General features: G+C 42.5%; 12 protein-coding genes and 1 pseudogene. 8 read left to right on the forward strand and 5 right to left on the reverse strand.

What is annotated here, in order from left to right:
• Nucleotides 1–24: 24 nt before the first annotated feature.
• The 3 genes from AMS66_RS19980 to AMS66_RS19990 form a co-directional block, all read right to left on the reverse strand.
• Nucleotides 25–882, reverse strand: a complete 858-nt coding sequence (locus AMS66_RS19980; protein WP_053782464.1) for a hypothetical protein — start codon at nucleotides 880–882, stop codon at nucleotides 25–27.
• A 147-nt stretch (nucleotides 883–1,029) separates the two neighbouring features.
• The gene (locus AMS66_RS19985) at nucleotides 1,030–2,499 is read right to left on the reverse strand and encodes a hypothetical protein (protein ID WP_144424553.1); all 1,470 of its coding nucleotides are present in this window, start codon (nucleotides 2,497–2,499) and stop codon (nucleotides 1,030–1,032) included.
• Nucleotides 2,500–2,777: 278 nt separating this feature from the next.
• Nucleotides 2,778–3,869, reverse strand: coding sequence for a GntR family transcriptional regulator (locus AMS66_RS19990; protein ID WP_053782465.1), 1,092 nt, complete (start codon nucleotides 3,867–3,869; stop codon nucleotides 2,778–2,780).
• 397 nt (nucleotides 3,870–4,266) lie between these two features.
• Here AMS66_RS19990 and AMS66_RS19995 point away from each other — a divergent pair, with 397 nt between their 5' ends.
• From AMS66_RS19995 to AMS66_RS20015, 5 genes are all read left to right on the forward strand, one after another.
• On the forward strand, nucleotides 4,267–5,883 hold the full coding sequence (locus AMS66_RS19995) for a xylulokinase (protein WP_053782466.1): 1,617 nt from the start codon (nucleotides 4,267–4,269) through the stop codon (nucleotides 5,881–5,883).
• 3 nt (nucleotides 5,884–5,886) lie between these two features.
• Nucleotides 5,887–6,582: an L-ribulose-5-phosphate 4-epimerase gene (locus AMS66_RS20000; protein WP_053782467.1), complete on the forward strand. Its 696-nt coding sequence runs from the start codon at nucleotides 5,887–5,889 to the stop codon at nucleotides 6,580–6,582.
• A 97-nt stretch (nucleotides 6,583–6,679) separates the two neighbouring features.
• Complete coding sequence (gene araA, locus AMS66_RS20005) at nucleotides 6,680–8,104, forward strand: L-arabinose isomerase (RefSeq protein WP_053782468.1); 1,425 nt, start codon at nucleotides 6,680–6,682, stop codon at nucleotides 8,102–8,104.
• 193 nt (nucleotides 8,105–8,297) lie between these two features.
• On the forward strand, nucleotides 8,298–9,068 hold the full coding sequence (locus tag AMS66_RS20010; protein ID WP_053782878.1) for an AAC(3) family N-acetyltransferase: 771 nt from the start codon (nucleotides 8,298–8,300) through the stop codon (nucleotides 9,066–9,068).
• A gap of 345 nt (nucleotides 9,069–9,413) precedes the next feature.
• A complete protein-coding gene (locus AMS66_RS20015) occupies nucleotides 9,414–11,108 on the forward strand; it encodes a histidine kinase N-terminal 7TM domain-containing diguanylate cyclase (RefSeq protein ID WP_053782469.1) in 1,695 nt (564 codons plus the stop codon).
• 58 nt (nucleotides 11,109–11,166) lie between these two features.
• Here AMS66_RS20015 and AMS66_RS20020 read toward each other — a convergent pair whose 3' ends face one another.
• Nucleotides 11,167–12,207 carry an IS630 family transposase gene (locus tag AMS66_RS20020; protein ID WP_082350807.1) on the reverse strand — a complete coding sequence of 347 codons (1,041 nt, stop codon included), beginning with the start codon at nucleotides 12,205–12,207 and terminating at the stop codon, nucleotides 11,167–11,169.
• A 397-nt stretch (nucleotides 12,208–12,604) separates the two neighbouring features.
• Here AMS66_RS20020 and AMS66_RS20025 point away from each other — a divergent pair, with 397 nt between their 5' ends.
• Together AMS66_RS20025 and AMS66_RS20030 are read left to right on the forward strand one after the other, a co-directional pair.
• Nucleotides 12,605–14,377 (forward strand): ATP-dependent nuclease, encoded by a 1,773-nt coding sequence (locus tag AMS66_RS20025; protein ID WP_160319717.1) that lies wholly within the window; start codon nucleotides 12,605–12,607, stop codon nucleotides 14,375–14,377.
• A 21-nt stretch (nucleotides 14,378–14,398) separates the two neighbouring features.
• A complete protein-coding gene (locus tag AMS66_RS20030) occupies nucleotides 14,399–16,297 on the forward strand; it encodes an ATP-dependent helicase (RefSeq protein ID WP_053782472.1) in 1,899 nt (632 codons plus the stop codon).
• A 444-nt stretch (nucleotides 16,298–16,741) separates the two neighbouring features.
• Here the strand turns inward: AMS66_RS20030 and AMS66_RS20035 are convergent, their stop codons facing one another.
• The gene (locus AMS66_RS20035) at nucleotides 16,742–17,089 is read right to left on the reverse strand and encodes a helix-turn-helix domain-containing protein (RefSeq protein ID WP_053782473.1); all 348 of its coding nucleotides are present in this window, start codon (nucleotides 17,087–17,089) and stop codon (nucleotides 16,742–16,744) included.
• A gap of 213 nt (nucleotides 17,090–17,302) precedes the next feature.
• Between AMS66_RS20035 and AMS66_RS34000 the strand changes: the two are divergent.
• A pseudogene (locus tag AMS66_RS34000) lies at nucleotides 17,303–17,672 on the forward strand (DNA-binding protein); the annotation flags it as partial.

Raw genomic sequence — 17,672 nt, forward strand, 5'->3', positions numbered from 1 at the left:
ACTCATGTTGGTAAGTCTTATCCATTATTCATTGGATTTCGGAATTGCCAAGGTTCGCATAAATGCTTCTATATTGTCTGTCAGAAAATTGCTATTTTCTAACCCAGCATGAGCGATCATGTTCTTGATATCTTGGACAAACTGAGACAAGTTGCTAGTGGAGGCTTTTTCGAATCTGTTCTCCCCAGCGATATTCCCGTTCGATTTGGCTACGTCCTCTTTGTATTCCCTCAACCAGTCCTGATTAGTCGATACATTTTTGGCGAAGCTTTGCAGGATGCTGTTCCAGTCTTTTTCGTTCACAATCGCATCCTGGAGCTTGTCCAGCGTTTTTGGTTCAAATTTCTTCATCATATAGGTTAGATCGATATAATCATCTGGAGCCCCAACAGGTCTTTGAGGAGGAGTCTCGTAATGGATTTCTTCCGTTTCAGGATCTACCGTTCTGGTTGTGGAGATGGCGGCGATTTGACGAATCGTATTCATGAATTCCGTCGCTTTATCCCCTTTCATATAGTTGTCCGCGATATACTTTGCTTGAGTGAGACCCAATTCCAGCAATGCTGACCTGTCCTCTTCCCCGGTTACGTTAGTAATGAAATTGGATTGAATGATGCCATAGACAGCTTCCTTCACCTCTGAGGGTTGATCCGTGAGTAAGCGACTCAAGGAATCATTGATTTGAACGGTTCCAAAATATGTAGCGGAATGATTCACAATATCGGATGCTGCTAACTGCCTGGAAGCCGGACTGATCTCCACTGTGTCGTTGTTATGTGACAGCTCGGGTATCGTGCCTGTGACCAAAGATGGCTTATCCGTGCGTTGTTTCGATTGAATGTAGGCATTGAGGTCAAACTGTGTCGTACTTTGAACCTTCATAGTTAAACACCCCTATTCGTTTGATGTATTCCAGTAATTCACTTCTCTTCATACTATCGGAATATTATTCCATATTTTTAATATGATTGGACAAAAAAAGCAACGGGTCGTTTATTCATAAACGCCCATTGCCCTGTTTGGATTAAATCAGCCACCGTAAATACTGTAGGCAAAGTGATACACAATATCCGTATCATTTGCACTCGGACGACTCGTTACCTTCGCCAGCACACCACAAATATCATAGTAGTGAGTGAAGCTTATAGCTCCCGGCAAGTATTGACTTATACTCCCGGTTGAAGGAGGCAGGGATAACGTAGCAGTGAATTGGCCGCTGCTGTCTGTCATAACCTTTGCACTCCGATATCTGTTATTGCTGCCTTCGGACCAATAATCATTCTCCCAAATGACTTCTACTTCCGCATTGGCTACCGCATAGTTATCTGAAGTCGCGGCAACGCCAGTCACCGTAAAACTGGTTCCCGTTATCCGGTAGTAGCGTCCATACGCATATGTGGGGTAGTCATTTGGACCGCCATTGGAATTATAACCTGTGATCACGACTTTATCCGCTCTTAATATTGGCTGGAGGTGTAATGAGTAGTTGTTATCCGAATAGTTATTTGTTGTAAACACCCGCAAATAATATGTGCCTGTGCCTAGAGACACATTGCCGTTGGTGGAGGGCATTAATGCCATACGATTGTTGCTTAATGCACCATACAATTCCGCCTTATAGCCATTACCTACAGAGGCTTGATCCAGATCGATATGCATGGCGTCGTAATTTCTGCTTTCGGGAACTGTGATCTTATACCAATCCTGATCGACCTCCGAATTAATGGAGCGGCTTGAAAGAGTAGAGCCACCAGTTGCTACCGTGAAAGGATAAGCATGAAGTGCATTTTCATCCGTCTCGTACGAATCATAGGTTGCGCTAGTTGAGACGGTTAAAGTGAATGGTTCATTGATGCTGCCTCCAACTGCGCCATAAGCTTCTATTAAGTAGGCTTTGGAACCGGCAGTGCTGTTTTTTGTGCCGACATTTTCGGATAAGGTTCTTGATCCATTTCCATAGTTATTTAGATAAGTTCCGTAAATCGAATAATCAATTGGCGTTGGGTTCAAGTCCCCAGTAGACATGTCAAATTCATAGAGATAAAGATCGTAATCCAGCTGCGCTGATGCGGGATTATCCATTTGCACTTGTAGTATACTCCCTGGTTGTACATAAATAGGGTATAAATAGCTGGACGTACCTTCTTGTTGAATGTAGCCCGTGTATGTATTAGTCTCCGCTGTGGCTGTAGCGATAACCGATTGTGGAGCAGAAATGAGTCCCTCTTGTAGTTCTGAAGACGCGGTAGCCGATTCCAAATTTACAGATGCCTTTACCCGGTGTTTCTTTAGTTTGGATGAATCGAGCTCAGCAGCATCCTTGGTAAGTTCGGATATCATTTCTTCACTTGGCTGCAGTACCTGTTCTGCGACATGGGCATCAGGGTGAACTCCCGATTCGGCCATGTCATTGTCTGCAAACGCATGAAGGCCGAAGGCAAAACTGAAAAAAAGATTTACGACGACAATCATAGACAGCGTCTTTTTCAAGTTTAAAATCCCCTCTCCATATAATAAATTTTTGCTACAATTGTATAATATACCAGTTTTAATGGTTTGTTAAGTGGTTATTATATGATGTTTTGAAGTTTTTTTGAACAAAATAGCTATATTACTAGCCTACTATGCTACAGATGATAGAAAGACAGGATCTCATGGGCTGATGAGAAAAAAACTCATCCAGGATATTGCAGTGCTCGACACCATCGTTAACATTTATATATAGAAAAAAGGCCGTTGAAGAATTCAACGACCCTTTTTAATTTTCGGTTCCAATACTACTCCAACTCGATTTCTTTCACCGTCTCACCCTCAACCAGCACAGGCTGGTAATAGGTGTTGGTGGGCAGATCCTTTTTGCCTTGCAGTTTCTTGATGACCCAATCCGCTGCGTCACGGCCCATTTGTTCTTGGGGATGAGTTAACGTCGTGAGTTTGATGTTGGCGTTCTTGGCGATGTATGAATTGTCCTGGCCGATAATGGATAGCTCGTCTGGAATGGAAATGCCCAGCTTTCTACATGCATGTACGACCTCCAATCCCACCTCATCGTTGTAACAGACAAGGGATGTCAGCGCATCTCTGTTTTCCTCCAGAAACACCTCCAGGTTAGTGGAGAGGTTCGGCTTCGATGCCGTATCGAACGAAAGCACTTGCTCGGGATGAAACCGCAACTTGGCTTCGCCCAGCGCTTTGATATATCCCTTCATCCGATACTTCCCTTGTAAATCATCCATTTTCGCGATAATGCCGATCTGGCTATGTCCTTTGGCGATCAGTTCCCGGGTAGCTAGATAGCTGGACTGCACATCATCCAGACAGAAGAAAGGCACCTCCAGCTCTTCATAAAAGGCATTGATCATCGTAAAAGGTACATCCTGCTCCTTAAAGGAAAGGTAATAAGCAATGTTGGGGTTGTACAGATTGCTTTTGGTCGGTTCGACGATTAGGCCATCTACACCGTAGGACAGCATCATCTCGAGCGCCTTTTTCTCTTGCGCGACATCGTTATTCGTGCTGGCTAAGAGCAACGAATAGTTGTCTTCATTTAACCGGCCTTCAATGCCGCGGATGATGGAGGGGAAGATGTAATCGGAGATGTACGTCGTGATGACGCCGATTGTTTTTTTCATCGTGTTCCCGCCGGTTCTGGATCGATAGAGATTGCTTACATAGGTGCCGGAACCCTTCTCACTTCTCAAAAAGCCCTCGTTCGATAGCTCCAAAATAGCCTTCCGCACCGTCTGGCGGCTCACGTTGTAGCTGTCCTGCAGTGCGGATTCGGTAGGGATTTGTTCGCCTACGCTATAGGTTCCCGATAGGATATTGCTTTTGATATCGTCAATGATGACCTGATACTTTGGCTTCACGCAGTCCACTTCTTTCATCGTTACTTATCTATAAAAAAACATCGTCATATACATAGTTGTACGTACATATTTTATCATGATTCGAATCGAATGGCTATGAAGAAGCCAGTTTTACAAAATAAACCGTACAATTCTCGTCATGAAATTGAGATGTGTACCCTACAACATAACCTATTGAGCACAGAAATTAGATCATTTAGACGTTATATCTTAACTAATGTAAGTATAACTATTATATATTATTGACAAATGTACGTACAAAAAATATACTTAGGCTGTCGGAAAAGGAAAGCGCATTCTTTTCAATAAACCGGAATATGAATTCATTTCAATCATCATAAGCCAATTATATTTTTCAACTTTTACCTACTGTGGTCAGAGAGGGGACTACGTGATCATGAGTCATGTGGATATGAAGGAAGCGATTACCAAGGGAGCCACTTCACTAGGCATCGAATTTGGATCGACGCGGATCAAGGCGGTGTTGATTGACGAACGTTTTGAGACCATCGCGTCAGGCAGTTATGAATGGGAGAACCTCTTGAAAGACGGATATTGGACGTACAACCAGGAGGATATCATCACAGGTCTTCAGACCGCGTATCGTGAAATGAAGCAAGACGTAGAGCGGAAATACGGAATCACGCTGCAAACGATAAGTTCCATCGGATTCTCCGCCATGATGCATGGATATATCGCACTGGATAGCGCGGGAGAACTGCTGGTACCGTTCCGGACTTGGCGTAATGCGACTACAGGGAAGGCTGCGAGGGAGCTGACGGATCTTCTACAGTTCAATATCCCGGAACGCTGGAGCATCGCTCACTTGTACCAAGCGATCTTGAACGAAGAGGGCCATGTGCCACGCATCGATCACCTGACAACCTTGGCTGGTTACATACACTTGCTGCTTACAGGTAATAAAGCCATCGGTATCGGCGACGCTTCAGGCATTTTCCCCATCGACGAGTCTACGCATAATTATCACCCGTCCATGATCAGGCAGTTCGATGAGCTGATCGCAGGCAAAGGTTATCCGTGGAAGGTTGAGGAGCTTCTTCCCAAGGTGTATCTCGCAGGTGAGAACGCTGGTGAGTTAACCGAAGCGGGAGCCAAGTTACTCGATCCTTCGAATGATTTGCAGTCAGGCATTCCACTCTGTCCGCCAGAAGGTGATGCCGGAACGGGCATGGTAGCAACGAATAGCGTGAGGAAGCGTACGGGCAACATCTCCGTCGGCACCTCCGTGTTCGCGATGATCGTCTTGGAGAAGGAATTGTCCAAAGTGTATCCCGAGATCGATATGGTTACGACGCCAGACGGCAGTCCGGTAGGCATGGTGCATGCTAACAACTGCTCCAGCGACATCAACGCCTGGCTTGGATTATTCCGTGAATTTTCCGAGGCGATGGGATACGAAGTCGACACCGGTAAATTGTTCAGCGTGATGTTCAATAAGGCTTTGGAAGCTGACCCGGATGGTGGCGGTTTGCTGAGCTACGGTTATTACTCGGGTGAAAACATTACGGGCATCGATAAAGGCCGCCCATTGTTCGTCCGCTCCCCGGAAAGTAATTTCAATCTGGCGAATTTCATGCGTACGCATCTGTTCACCGCTTTTGGTGCACTCAAGCTTGGTATGGACATTTTGACGAAGAACGAGCATGTGGCGATTGATAGCATTTTGGCTCATGGTGGTCTGTTTAAGACTCCTGTTGTCGGACAGCGGATCGTAGCCGCAGCGATGAACGTGCCGGTGTCAGTCATGTCTACAGCGGGTGAAGGCGGCGCATGGGGTATGGCGCTTCTAGCCTCGTACATGATCAACAAGGATCAGCAGGAGAGCCTGGATGTGTTCCTGGAACAGAAGGTCTTCAATGATGTCCAGGGTGAGGAAGTTGCGCCGGATGCATCGGATGTCAAAGGGTTTGAAGTATTTATCGAACGTTATCGGAAGGGCCTCGCGATTGAGCAGGCAGCGGTAGATCATCTGGTAGAGAACGGGAGGCACTAACACATGTTAGAACAACTGAAAGAAGAGGTCTATGAGGCGAATCTGGAGCTGCCGAAGCACGGACTCGTGAAGTTCACATGGGGTAATGTCAGCGCAATGGATCGGGACAGCGGTCTGTTTGTCATCAAACCGAGCGGTGTCAGCTATGACAAGATGAAACCAAGCGACATGGTTGTGGTTGATCTGGACGGCAATGTGGTAGAGGGCGAAATGAGACCTTCCTCCGATACCGCGACTCACGCGGTGCTGTATAAACATTACTCGGAAATCGGTGGTATCGTGCACACCCATTCCACCTGGGCGACCATCTGGGCGCAAGCCGGATTGGACGTACCCGTGATGGGGACGACGCATGCAGATACTTTCTATGGTGCCGTACCTTGTGCCCGTTTCTTGAATCAGGGTGAAATCGATCGGGGCTACGAAGCGGAGACAGGCCATGTCATCATCGAAACGTTCAAGCAGCGGGGGTTGGATGTGATGGCGATCCCGGCAGTTCTACTTCATGGTCATGCACCGTTCACATGGGGCAAAGACGCCAAGTCAGCGGTTGTGAACAGCGTCGTGCTGGAGGAAGTGTGCAAAATGAACCTGTATGCGCGGCAATTGAATAACTTTGCAAAAGAACTGCCGCAAGGCATTTTGGATAAACACTATTTGCGTAAACACGGAAAAGACGCGTACTACGGACAGAAATGATGCGAGCAGGAAAACAGCGATCGTAAGATGGTACTGCAGTTGGAGTAATCAAGTGTAAATGGAGTTAAACACACTATATAGAAAAGAGGATGATTACATGTCAGCAACAGCAGCAAAACAGTTTTGGTTTGTTGTAGGTTCGCAGCATTTGTACGGGGAAGAAGCACTTGGTGAGGTTAAAGCCAACGCACAGAAAATCACGGATGCCCTCAATGCAAGCGGCGTTCTGCCATACCCGCTCGTATTGCAGGATTTGGCGGTAAGCGCAGATAAAATCACGAGCATTATGAAAGAAGTGAACTATCGCGACGAGGTAGCGGGTGTAATCACTTGGATGCATACGTTCTCGCCTGCAAAAATGTGGATTCGGGGTACGAAATTGCTGCAAAAACCGTTGCTTCATCTTGCGACACAATTCAATGAAAGCATTCCATGGGCGACGATCGACATGGACTTCATGAACCTGAACCAAGCGGCTCACGGTGACCGCGAATATGGCTTCATCAATGCACGCCTGAGAAAACAAAACAAAATCGTTGTTGGCTACTGGGAGCGCCCAGAAGTGCAGCAACAGGTTGCGGATTGGATGGACGTAGCGGTAGCTTATAACGAAAGCTTCAACATCAAGGTTGCTCGTTTTGGCGACAACATGCGTAACGTAGGTGTAACCGAAGGGGATAAAGTGGAAGCACAGATCCAATTCGGATGGACAGTCGATTATTTCGGTATCGGCGACCTTGTGCAATACGTGAATGCCGTAACGGAGCAAGAAATCGATGATCTGATCGCTCAGTATGCAGAGCTGTATGAATTCGATTATGGCACGAACAGCAAAGAAGCTTGGGAAGCTAGCGTACGTGTACAAGCAAGTTATGAAATTGCGATCAAACGTTTCCTGGACGAAGGTGGATACAGTGCCTTCACCACCAACTTCGAAGATCTGCATGGCATGAAGCAGCTTCCGGGTCTGGCTGTTCAACGCCTGATGGCCCAAGGGTATGGCTTCGCAGGTGAAGGCGATTGGAAAACGGCTGCACTCGACCGCCTGCTCAAAGTTATGGCCCATAACGAAAACACAGGTTTCATGGAGGATTACACATACGAGATGGCGGCTGGTCAAGAGGCGATCCTTCAATCCCATATGCTTGAAGTTGACCCGACACTCGCCAGCAACAAACCGAAAATCATCGTGTCCCCACTGGGTATTGGCGATCGTGAAGACCCTGCACGTCTCGTATTCGATGGCAAAGCGGGAGAAGGTGTCGTGGTATCCATGGCAGACTTCGGAACGCATTACAAATTGTTAATCAACGAAGTATCCGCATTCGAACCGACGGTTCCAGCGCCTAATCTACCGGTAGCCCGTGTACTGTGGAATGTGAAGCCTAACTTCCAGGATGGGGTCAGAGCTTGGATCGAGAATGGCGGCGGTCACCATACCGTAGTATCCTTGAACCTGACAACAGACCAGATCGTTACTTATGCGAAATTGGTGAACCTGGAGTACGTTGTGATTAAATAGTTTTGTTATTCATGGACTCATACAAATTCTTTCCTTATGGCCGGGGGGTTCCCCGGCCCTTTGTCTTGCCGTGAGGCGCATGGTAGACGGCCTGAAACGGGTCTTGTGCTCTCTCCAATACAAAGGATAACGTTAGTACCGTCGTCTACACTCTATTTTGCTATAATAGCCCAAAGGAGGTTATCCATTAATGATGCATACCCAAGAAAGTTTGTTCCACCAACTGCGCCAGCTCGGCATTGACGACCAAGGGACGTTGCTCGTGCACTCTTCCATGAAAAGCATGGGCGAAGTTGAAGGCGGCGCGGATACGGTGTTGGATGCGTTGACCGAGTATATGAAGGACGGACTGCTGGTGTTGCCAACGCATACATGGTCCACGATCAATGCGGACAATCCGATGTTCCACGTGGAATCCTCACCATGCTGCGTCGGTATTCTGCCTGAGCTATTTCGCAAACGACCTGAGGTCGTACGTTCTTGGCACCCTACACATTCGGTAGCTGCTCTGGGACGGGACGCCGAAGCATTTACGAAGGACGATCATCTTTTCGATACACCTTGTGCGAGAGGCTCAGCCTGGGGAAAACTGCTCGATCGGAAGGCAACCATCCTTTTGATCGGCGTTGATCTGAAACGGAACACGTTTATCCATGGTATCGAAGAATGGGTCGACATCCCGGGCAGATTAACGGATGAGCCTGAGATGTTACGTACGGTTTTACCCGATGGAACCGAAATTTCGGTGCCCTCCCGGAGACATTGCGGATTGTCGTGGTCGGAGCATTTTTGGAAAGTGGATGACGTTCTTGAACGTAAAGGTGCGATGCGCAAGGGGCAGCTTGGTGATGCGATCGTCAGAGTGTGTGATGCGGCGATGTTGACGGAAGTCATTACGGACATGCTCCAAGATAATCCGGATTTGTTCTCGGACAATTTGCCTTTGGCTACTGTACACGAATGAGGAGAGGGCCGTCCGGCGACGGAGGGCTCTATATGCGCACTTCCGTATCTCCTACGACAGCTAACAAGGTCTTCTTCCCTCCCGGTTTGCATCCAAACGTTCAAATTCTTTCACGAAAACGCAAAAATAGCGCAAAATTCAATCAGAGGTTGGCTGGATTGCCATTGTATGGGCTACTCAGTCCAGTAGCGGTATGATAAGATGTGGTTAATTTAACCAATAGCTAGCTGTAGTATAAGAATATCTTTTATAGGTTTATCAAAGGTCCACATTAGCGTAAGTAGCGTTAAGAAATACCCCAGTTCAATACTATCTTCGTTGTCGCATGCAAAAAGGAGAAGATTCGTGAGCCCATTAGTATGGTATGATCTCTTTCTATTCGTCCTATTGTTTGGTGTATACGTATATGTTTTTGCAACGGTTAGAATTACGAACTTACATAAGGTTTACTTTTTGTTTCATGGGTTGATGATGCTGTGGCCATTCTGTCAGTTTGCGAGTACGTTGACGGATGATCCCGGCTTGCAGTTGTTCTATGTTACGTTATCTTTTGTCGCGGTTTCCTTGCTCGGGGGCGGTTGGCTGCTGCTTACTATCTTTATTACTGGTGAGGCGGAGCGATTAGGCAAAATAAGATCCTTCCTGCTATTTATTCCCGCGGTTATTGGCGCTGTAGGCGTGGTCCTGAACCCGTGGAGCTGGTTTGTAACTCCGCTGGAAGGCGGTTATGTTGAGCGGGCCTATGGACCCTGGTTCTGGGTTGTCATGTTTATTCTCGTGAGCTACTTTGTGACTTCCCTCTTTATTTTGTTCCGGGCACTTTATTCTTCGCGAACGTCCACCATGATTAAAAACCAGGTGAAAGTTACGCTATGGGGCATATTCGTGCTGGCTGTTTTTGCAACCATCGATGCTCTGCTTAATGTGGTTTTTAGAGCGTATTTACCGTTTATTATTCCCGGAATGACTTCGCTGGGCATTTTTCTGTCGGACCTGTTCTTCGTCTATGTCATCAAAAGATACAATGTGTTCGATCTGGTCTCCATTGCGCACGAGGATGTGATCAATACCATTCCTTACGGCATCCTTGTATTGGATGAGAATGAGATGATTATTGAATTGAACAAAGCCTCCCGATCCTTTATGGATCTGCATGTGGGGGATTCTTTTGATATGGAGGCATTTCTGGGTTCTGTTCGTGTTGAGGGCAGCCGCCAGAAGTTTCTGGAGGAGTATAAGCAAAAAGACAATACATTGTCTCAAATTGAAGTGATCGTGGGGCGGGATGACATCCGCCATTATATCCTCCAAGCGTCTCCCATTGTTGATGCTGCTCGCGCACCCATTGGTCATATCCTTACGTTTCAGGACGTCTCTCAAGAGAGATTCTATGTAAAAGAAATGAATCGGCAGAATGAGACGCTTCAGGAGCGTAATCATGCCCTAGATCGTATTCGTCTGGAGTTGTCCGAGGCCAATCGCAAGCTGGAAGAACTCGCCCTCACGGACAGTCTAACCAACTGTTATAACCGCCGTTATCTGACCCAACACCTGAATCATGAGGTTATAACCAATATTCAATATAAAACACCGTTTTCACTCATACTGCTGGATATTGACTACTTCAAAGCGATCAATGATCGCTACGGACATGTCATCGGGGATGAAGTGCTGCAACGCACCGCTCAGGCCGTCAAAGAATCCATTCGGAGCACCGATATTCTAACGCGATATGGCGGGGAGGAATTTATGATCTACCTTCCGCATACCGAACGCCAGTTAGCTCAACAAATAGCGGAACGTGTGAGATTAGCAGTGGAGTCCAACCTCATTGTGGTTGATCACGAGATTGAACAGGTGTCCATTACGATCAGCATAGGCATTCTGTCGATTGAGGATTTTGAATTGGAACATGTACCGGACAATCCGGAGGGGTATCTGATTCAGCTGTTCGCTGCAGTGGATAAGGCGTTGTATCAGGCGAAGCAGAATGGGCGTAACCGGATTGAGTTTGCGGAGTTTGAGCGGGTTGTTTTGTAGATGGGTACGAGGATATATTCAGTTCCTTGAAGATTTACTATATAGACCGCAATTAAGTTTATAACCTGACGAGGAGACGATCTATCGTTTCCATCGGTTGGTTGTTGATTCGCTTCATAAATTGACTCACATGAAGTCTGATCTTATAAAATTTTTCAAAAAAGATGTTGTTCACCACATCAGCTTTGAGCCATAGCCAAAGTCCTTCAACGGGGTTAAGGTTTGGGCTGTAAGGTGGTAGAAAAACTAGCTGCAGCCGCGGATGTTCCTTTAAAAACGGCTGTAGCTCTGTAGCGTGATGAATCCGACTGTTGTCCAAAATCAATGCCATTTTTCCATTAGGATAAGCAGAGAGAATATCCTGTAGAAATCGAATAAAGGCCGCAGTGTCCGCTTTTTCTTCTTCTCGATGATGAACTTGACCGGTTTCATAGTTAATGGCACCAAATAATTTGGCTCCTTCATGTTTGCCGTATGTTGGCACTTTGCGTTGCTTGCCGCGAGGAAACCAATTGTACTGAAGGGCTTGATACGAGCGAATCATAGACTCGTCTTCAAACAGCAGATGGTCAATTTGTTCGGCCTCCACCTGTTTCTTGAGCTGAGCAAATGTGTGCTTTCTGAAGAAAGCCTGAGCCTCCTCGTTGGCGTTGGCAAGCGTGTAAGTGGCTTTGGTAAAACTAAAATTCATCCGTTTTAGCATTGCGCTAATTCCACGTACGCTCATAGTGACACCAAATTCCCGTCTAATCCATTCCGCTACCAGTGGCAGGGTCCAGGTATAACGAGCCTCAAAATCCACATCGACGGGTGCGTGCTGTTCCAACATCGCGGCTAACCGATGACGCTGTTCTTTCGTGAGTTTTGTCGGTTGTCCAGGAGAATGATCCATCTCCAGACCCGTCAGCCCTTGAGCTTGGTAGGCTTGCCAATAAATACTGATCGTTTGACGCGCGCGGCTAAGTAATTCACCGATTTCGTCAAAGGTGTGTCCTTCGAGACGAAGGCGAACCGCTAGATATCTTTCGTAAAGCCGTTTATCTGAGGTTTGTTTCATTGCCGTATTCAATCGTTCAATCTCTTTATTACTCATTTTCATCGCCGCCTCGAGTTTATTTACCATGTATTACCCGATTTGGCGACTGTAGAGGTTTTGTTAGTTTCTTAATGACGTTCTATATAGAAACATAATTTTAAAATATTGGAAACTTTCTTCCTTATTATAACTCCGATAATGAGTGGGAGAATTAACAACAGATCGTTTCGAATATCATGCTGAGGGTTCTAAAAATCGTGTAGCACGTTCCGGGAAACGTTAATTTCATTTGAAAGGGCTATCCTACAAAGGATTGCTCAAAAACTTGCTGTTACTTGTAACTGGAGAACTGTATCATAATTACCGAATATAATTCCGTTTAATGGAATTGTGTACCAGTATGTTGATTATAATGTTACTATTTTAACTAGTAATAAAATCTAAGATAGTAGGTGTTATTGTGTCAATTCTAGTTCAAGAAGTTAGAATAAGAAACTTTAGATCCCTGCGAAGTATTAATGTCACATTAGAGCCGTTAACTTTGTTGGTGGGGGCTAATAATTCTGGGAAAACCAGCTTTCTAAGAGCTTTGGAATTATCTCTAGGAGTAGGAAGAAAGTATGTAAGTAAAGAGGATATCTACATATCGCCAAATGAGCAAATAATAAATAAAAATGAGGCTATTATTGATATTCTCATAGTACCTATTGATGAACAATTTAATAGATGTATGAATTTTAATGATGCGTGGAATGAACATTTTGGAACTCTATTACAGTTTGATATATCAGAAAGACAATTCTTGGCAGTGAGAACAAAAATAGAATTTAATTCAATAAAAAATGAATTTGTTATCTCACAAGAAGCTCTAGATTTTTGGTATGACGATCCTGAGCAGTTATATGAAGCAAAATCGGTTAGAGGAGCTCAGGTTACCAGAAGAATTTTAGAGAAATTACCTTTATTTTTCATGGATGCGCAGAGGGATATGATAAAAGATTTGAAGGAGTCTTCTTCTTACTGGAGCAAATTAGCTTCCGATATCGACTTGGATAATGCTGATATCTCTCGAATAGAAAGGATTTTAAATAAATTAAACGAAATTATATTAGAAAAAAGTGATGTTCTAAATCATATTAAATCAAATCTTACCCAACTTAATGAAATAGCTTCTGGCACTGAGCAGGGAGTCCAAATTACTCCATTAACGAGAAAGTTGCGGGATCTAAATAGAGGAATTGATATATTGTACCAGGATAACGGGAGTGAAAGCTTTCCTCTCAATTATCATGGTATGGGAACAAGAAGCTGGGCAACTTTGTTGACATTTCGTTCATATTGTTCATGGGTATTAAAAAAAAATGAAGAAAGCAGTATTCCTTTTTCTCCGTTATTAGCTCTCGAAGAGCCCGAAGCACATTTACATCCACATGCTCAAAGACATATATTTCAACAAATAAGTGAATTTGAGGGTCAGAAAATTGTTAGTACACATTCACCGTATATTGTGAGCCAAGGTAACATCTCATCCATAAGATACTTTTGCAAGAAAAATTCTGAGTGCAAAGTAACACAAATAGATTTAACTAATCTTAGTGGTGAAGACTTAAGGAAAATAAATAGAGAAGTTATGCATACTCGTGGTGAATTATTATTTTCACGTGGTATTGTTCTTTTCGAAGGTGAAACTGAAGAACAGGCTCTGCCAATATTCTTTCAGAAACATTTTAATAAACATCCCTATGAGTTAGGATTTAGCTTCATAGGTGTTGGAGGTAAGGGAGCAAGATATCTTCCTTTTTTAAGGATAGCAGAGGGTTTAAATATTGATTGGTTTATTTTCTCGGATGGAGAAGTAGATGTAATTAGTGAGCTAGATTCTGTTATAAGAAGTTTGGGGAAATCAATAGATGATAATAATGTAATTAAGATAGATCAGGGATTAAATTTTGAGAAAATTATGACTAGAGACTATAAGAATGAACTTCAATCTGTAATAATTGAAAGCAAAATTAATGCAGCAGTTAATGATCAGCATAGAACTGCTCTTGAAAGAGAGTGGAGTGGTAAAGAGTTCTCTGATGATGAAGTATTAGAAGAGTTAAGAAACGGAAAGACAAAGTATGGGCCACTAATAGCAAAAAAACTAATTGAGATTGACGATCCGGATAGACGTATCCCTCCAAAGATAAAAGATTTATTTGTTCAAATAGGAAGTAAAATTGGTATGTAGAGAATGGAGGATTGAATTTTGATGAGTAATATTAACTTATCTGAGTCCCAATTGAGAGTAACTCATCATACAGAGGGTCCGATTCTTGTAATGGCTAGTCCAGGTAGTGGGAAAACACAAGTACTAACTGAAAGAGTTCGAAATTTAATTACGAATAAAAAAGGTCATTACAGAGTGCTGGCTCTTACTTTTTCTAACAAAGCATCTGAAGAAATGAGAGAGAGATTATTAAATATTGAAGAAAATATAGAAGAGAGAGTTTTTATTGGAACAATACATCGCTTTTGCATGGATGTATTAAATAGCCATGGGAAATTTATAGGATTAAGTAATGATTTTCACATGTTTGATTCTGAGTCAGATAGACAGGATATATTGCGAGAAGCTTTTGATTATAAACCAGAATTAAAAGAGATTTTATTGAAGCAGGAAAACAAGCAACAATTCATAAAAAAAGTTTTAGACTTTATTAGTGCACAAAAAAGATCTTTAAAAGCACCAGATTTTTTTGAAGATAAAATCGCATTAAATGAAAATCAAAGTTTGTTTGCGGAGCTTTATAGAGAATATGATAATCTTCTACGACAACAAAATGCAATTGATTATGATGATCTAATCTTTTTAACATATCGTATATTTATTGAGCGACCATCTATAACTAATTTTTATCAGAGATTATACAAATATGTTTGTATTGACGAAGCTCAAGATTTGAATTTTGCTCAATATGAGTTAATAAAATCATTATGTAACAATGGCTTTAATAACATTATGATGGTTGGCGATCCCAATCAAGCTATATTTGGTTTTAATGGAGCAGACAGCAAATATATGTGTGAACTTTTCATAAAAGACTTTAGTCCGATACAAATTAAACTAAATGAAAATTATCGCTCCACAAAAGAAATTATTGAATTTGCTAAGATAATAAATCCCACACTAGAAGTTCATGGAAAATTGAAAATTGAGGGTGAAGTATCTCTAAAAATATTTAATGACGAAATGGAAGAGGCAAACTGGATAATAAACAATTTTAAAGATTTAATTGAAAATGGACATGCACAAATAGAAAATAAAATAACTTTCGAGGACTGCGCTGTTATTGCAAGAAATAAATATATTTTAAAAACTCTAGAGGATCAATTAAATATACTAGGTATTCCATATTATACTCGTTCTTCAAATATCATTGATAGCGAATCAGATTTTATTCGTTGCTTTGAGTTAGGAACTCGATTGATTATTAATCCTTCTGATAGGCTTCATTTCCAACATTTGTTGGAAATATTGAACATAGAAAAAGGAATCGAGGATATAAGAACAAATAATAAAATGAACGGATTCGAATTATTAAATGAACTTAATAAGTATGTTTTAAATGATTGGAAAGAGCCGTATAAATGCTTGTTACATGTATGGGAAATTCTCACTATTGAACGGCCTAAATTTAGTAAAGCATTAAAAATACTTAGTGATTTTGCAGCGGAATATTGGTCCGAAGAAGAAGAATTCTTATTTCTAATAGAAAATGATTTGGAAATGTGGAAGACATACTGGATAAACTATGTTAAACAAACTACTGGAGACTTGCATGATTTAGCTAAGTTTAGAAATCAAATTGCACTAGGGACAGTTAGAGAGAAAATCAACAAGGGTATTGGTCTCTTAACGGTGCATGCTTCCAAAGGATTAGAATTCCAAGTAGTGCACATACTAGGTATGAGTGATGGTACTTTTCCTGATTACAGAGCTATAAAAATGAATGGAAAGGCGCTAGAAGAAGAAAGACATAATATATTCGTGGCTATAACACGTGCTAAAAGAGTTCTTTATCTATCTTATTCTAAAACAAAAGTATTACCCACAGGTAAGAAAATATCACAGTCCCCATCAAGATTTTTACCGAGTAAGTTCTTATAAAATATATACAGCGATGTTTTAAGGAGAACTTATGCTAAATGATGTGAATTCCAAAAAACACAGAGAATACTCGCCATCCTAAAACCAAGGTCCTGAAGGCCATTCGTTTTTGGGATGGCGTTTTTTACGAAAGTCGCATTATTATTTTTGTTGGTAGCTTAGAATATCAATGGAATTGAATAGAACATGTGTAGAATGGGGCCACTGTGAGGTCAAGTAGAGCTATTAAAATAATTACCGCAATTTTACTATTTTAATAGGCTAGGCCCACTATTATAGATAAGGCTAGTGGTAAAACTATTACGCTTTTAAAGGTAAGCTATACTATTAAATTCCACTGCATAGAGAGTAAAAATTTTTGGTGAGAAAATTCCTATCTATTTTATTGGATAAATATATCAATTACGGTCTATTTATAGTTGGTTATGAGATTCAACATAGGAATTATGAAAGAATGACTTTCTTTACTTCGTGTACAATGTTATTTAAGGCTTTAATCTGTTCTAAATTTAGATCAGTTAATAAAATGCTGTATTCATCAACTGCTTTATTTATTTCATAGTCTTCATTGTTTTCATGTCGAGAAACAACAAATATTTGATGAATAGGGATATTCAAACCTAATATTATTTTCTCCAAAGTATCAATTGAAAAATTCCTCTCCCCTCGCTCTACCGATCCTATATATGCGTCATCCAATCCTGAAAGTTCCGCAAGCTGTTGTTGTGTCAAACCTTTCGCCTTACGAATTGCTCTAATTCGTTCTCCAACGGAATTCCGTAATGTTTTCATATTAACCACCTCTCCTAAAGGTTAGGAGAGTATCGAAGTAATTAGCAGATATATAAAGGCGGTAAAATATATTGAAAAAACTACGATAAAGTACTATATTTATTTTATTGTACTACTTCTTTGGAGTTTCTAAAAGGGAAATCAACAATAAAGGTATTTAATACGGAGTTATCTTACTATTTAGCCCATCTCAAATTAAAGGAGGACCCATCCTTGCGAACTTCTATCCTGAAATCACTCAAACCGAACATCATAGTTGAAATGTTGGACATGGCTGTTGCTTTTGAAAATTGGAACAAGGTAATGGAGAGGGCGGACATGTTGTATCAATGTGTGCAGTGCATTCATGAAGAGCGACAGGAGCATCGAACCAAGGGGTTACCTTTACCCTATATTCATACCGAGCGTCCGTTGATCTATTATCACGGGTTCAGTCTCCAAATGCGGGGCATGGCTCACCAGAAGATGGGGCAGGTGGATCAAGCGCGGGCGTGTATCAACCGGTATGCAGAACTAGCATGGATGGAAGAGCTGGATGAGGCGGGAATGCAGGTAGTGCAGGAGTTTAGGCATCGAGCACAGG

Origin of the sequence: Paenibacillus xylanivorans (assembly GCF_001280595.1) — a bacterium.
Classification (GTDB): Bacteria; Bacillota; Bacilli; order Paenibacillales; family Paenibacillaceae; genus Paenibacillus; species Paenibacillus xylanivorans.

Excerpts from the sequence above, each read along its gene's own strand:
- AMS66_RS19980 (WP_053782464.1), bottom strand. The coding sequence starts at position 882 with ATGAAGGTTCAAAGTACGACACAGTTTGACCTCAATGCCTACATTCAA.
- AMS66_RS19995 (WP_053782466.1), top strand. The coding sequence starts at position 4,267 with ATGAGTCATGTGGATATGAAGGAAGCGATTACCAAGGGAGCCACTTCA.
- AMS66_RS20035 (WP_053782473.1), bottom strand. The coding sequence starts at position 17,089 with ATGAAAACATTACGGAATTCCGTTGGAGAACGAATTAGAGCAATTCGT.
- araA (WP_053782468.1), top strand. The coding sequence starts at position 6,680 with ATGTCAGCAACAGCAGCAAAACAGTTTTGGTTTGTTGTAGGTTCGCAG.
- AMS66_RS20010 (WP_053782878.1), top strand. The coding sequence starts at position 8,298 with ATGCATACCCAAGAAAGTTTGTTCCACCAACTGCGCCAGCTCGGCATT.
- AMS66_RS20030 (WP_053782472.1), top strand. The coding sequence starts at position 14,399 with ATGAGTAATATTAACTTATCTGAGTCCCAATTGAGAGTAACTCATCAT.
- AMS66_RS20000 (WP_053782467.1), top strand. The coding sequence starts at position 5,887 with ATGTTAGAACAACTGAAAGAAGAGGTCTATGAGGCGAATCTGGAGCTG.
- AMS66_RS20020 (WP_082350807.1), bottom strand. The coding sequence starts at position 12,207 with ATGAAAATGAGTAATAAAGAGATTGAACGATTGAATACGGCAATGAAA.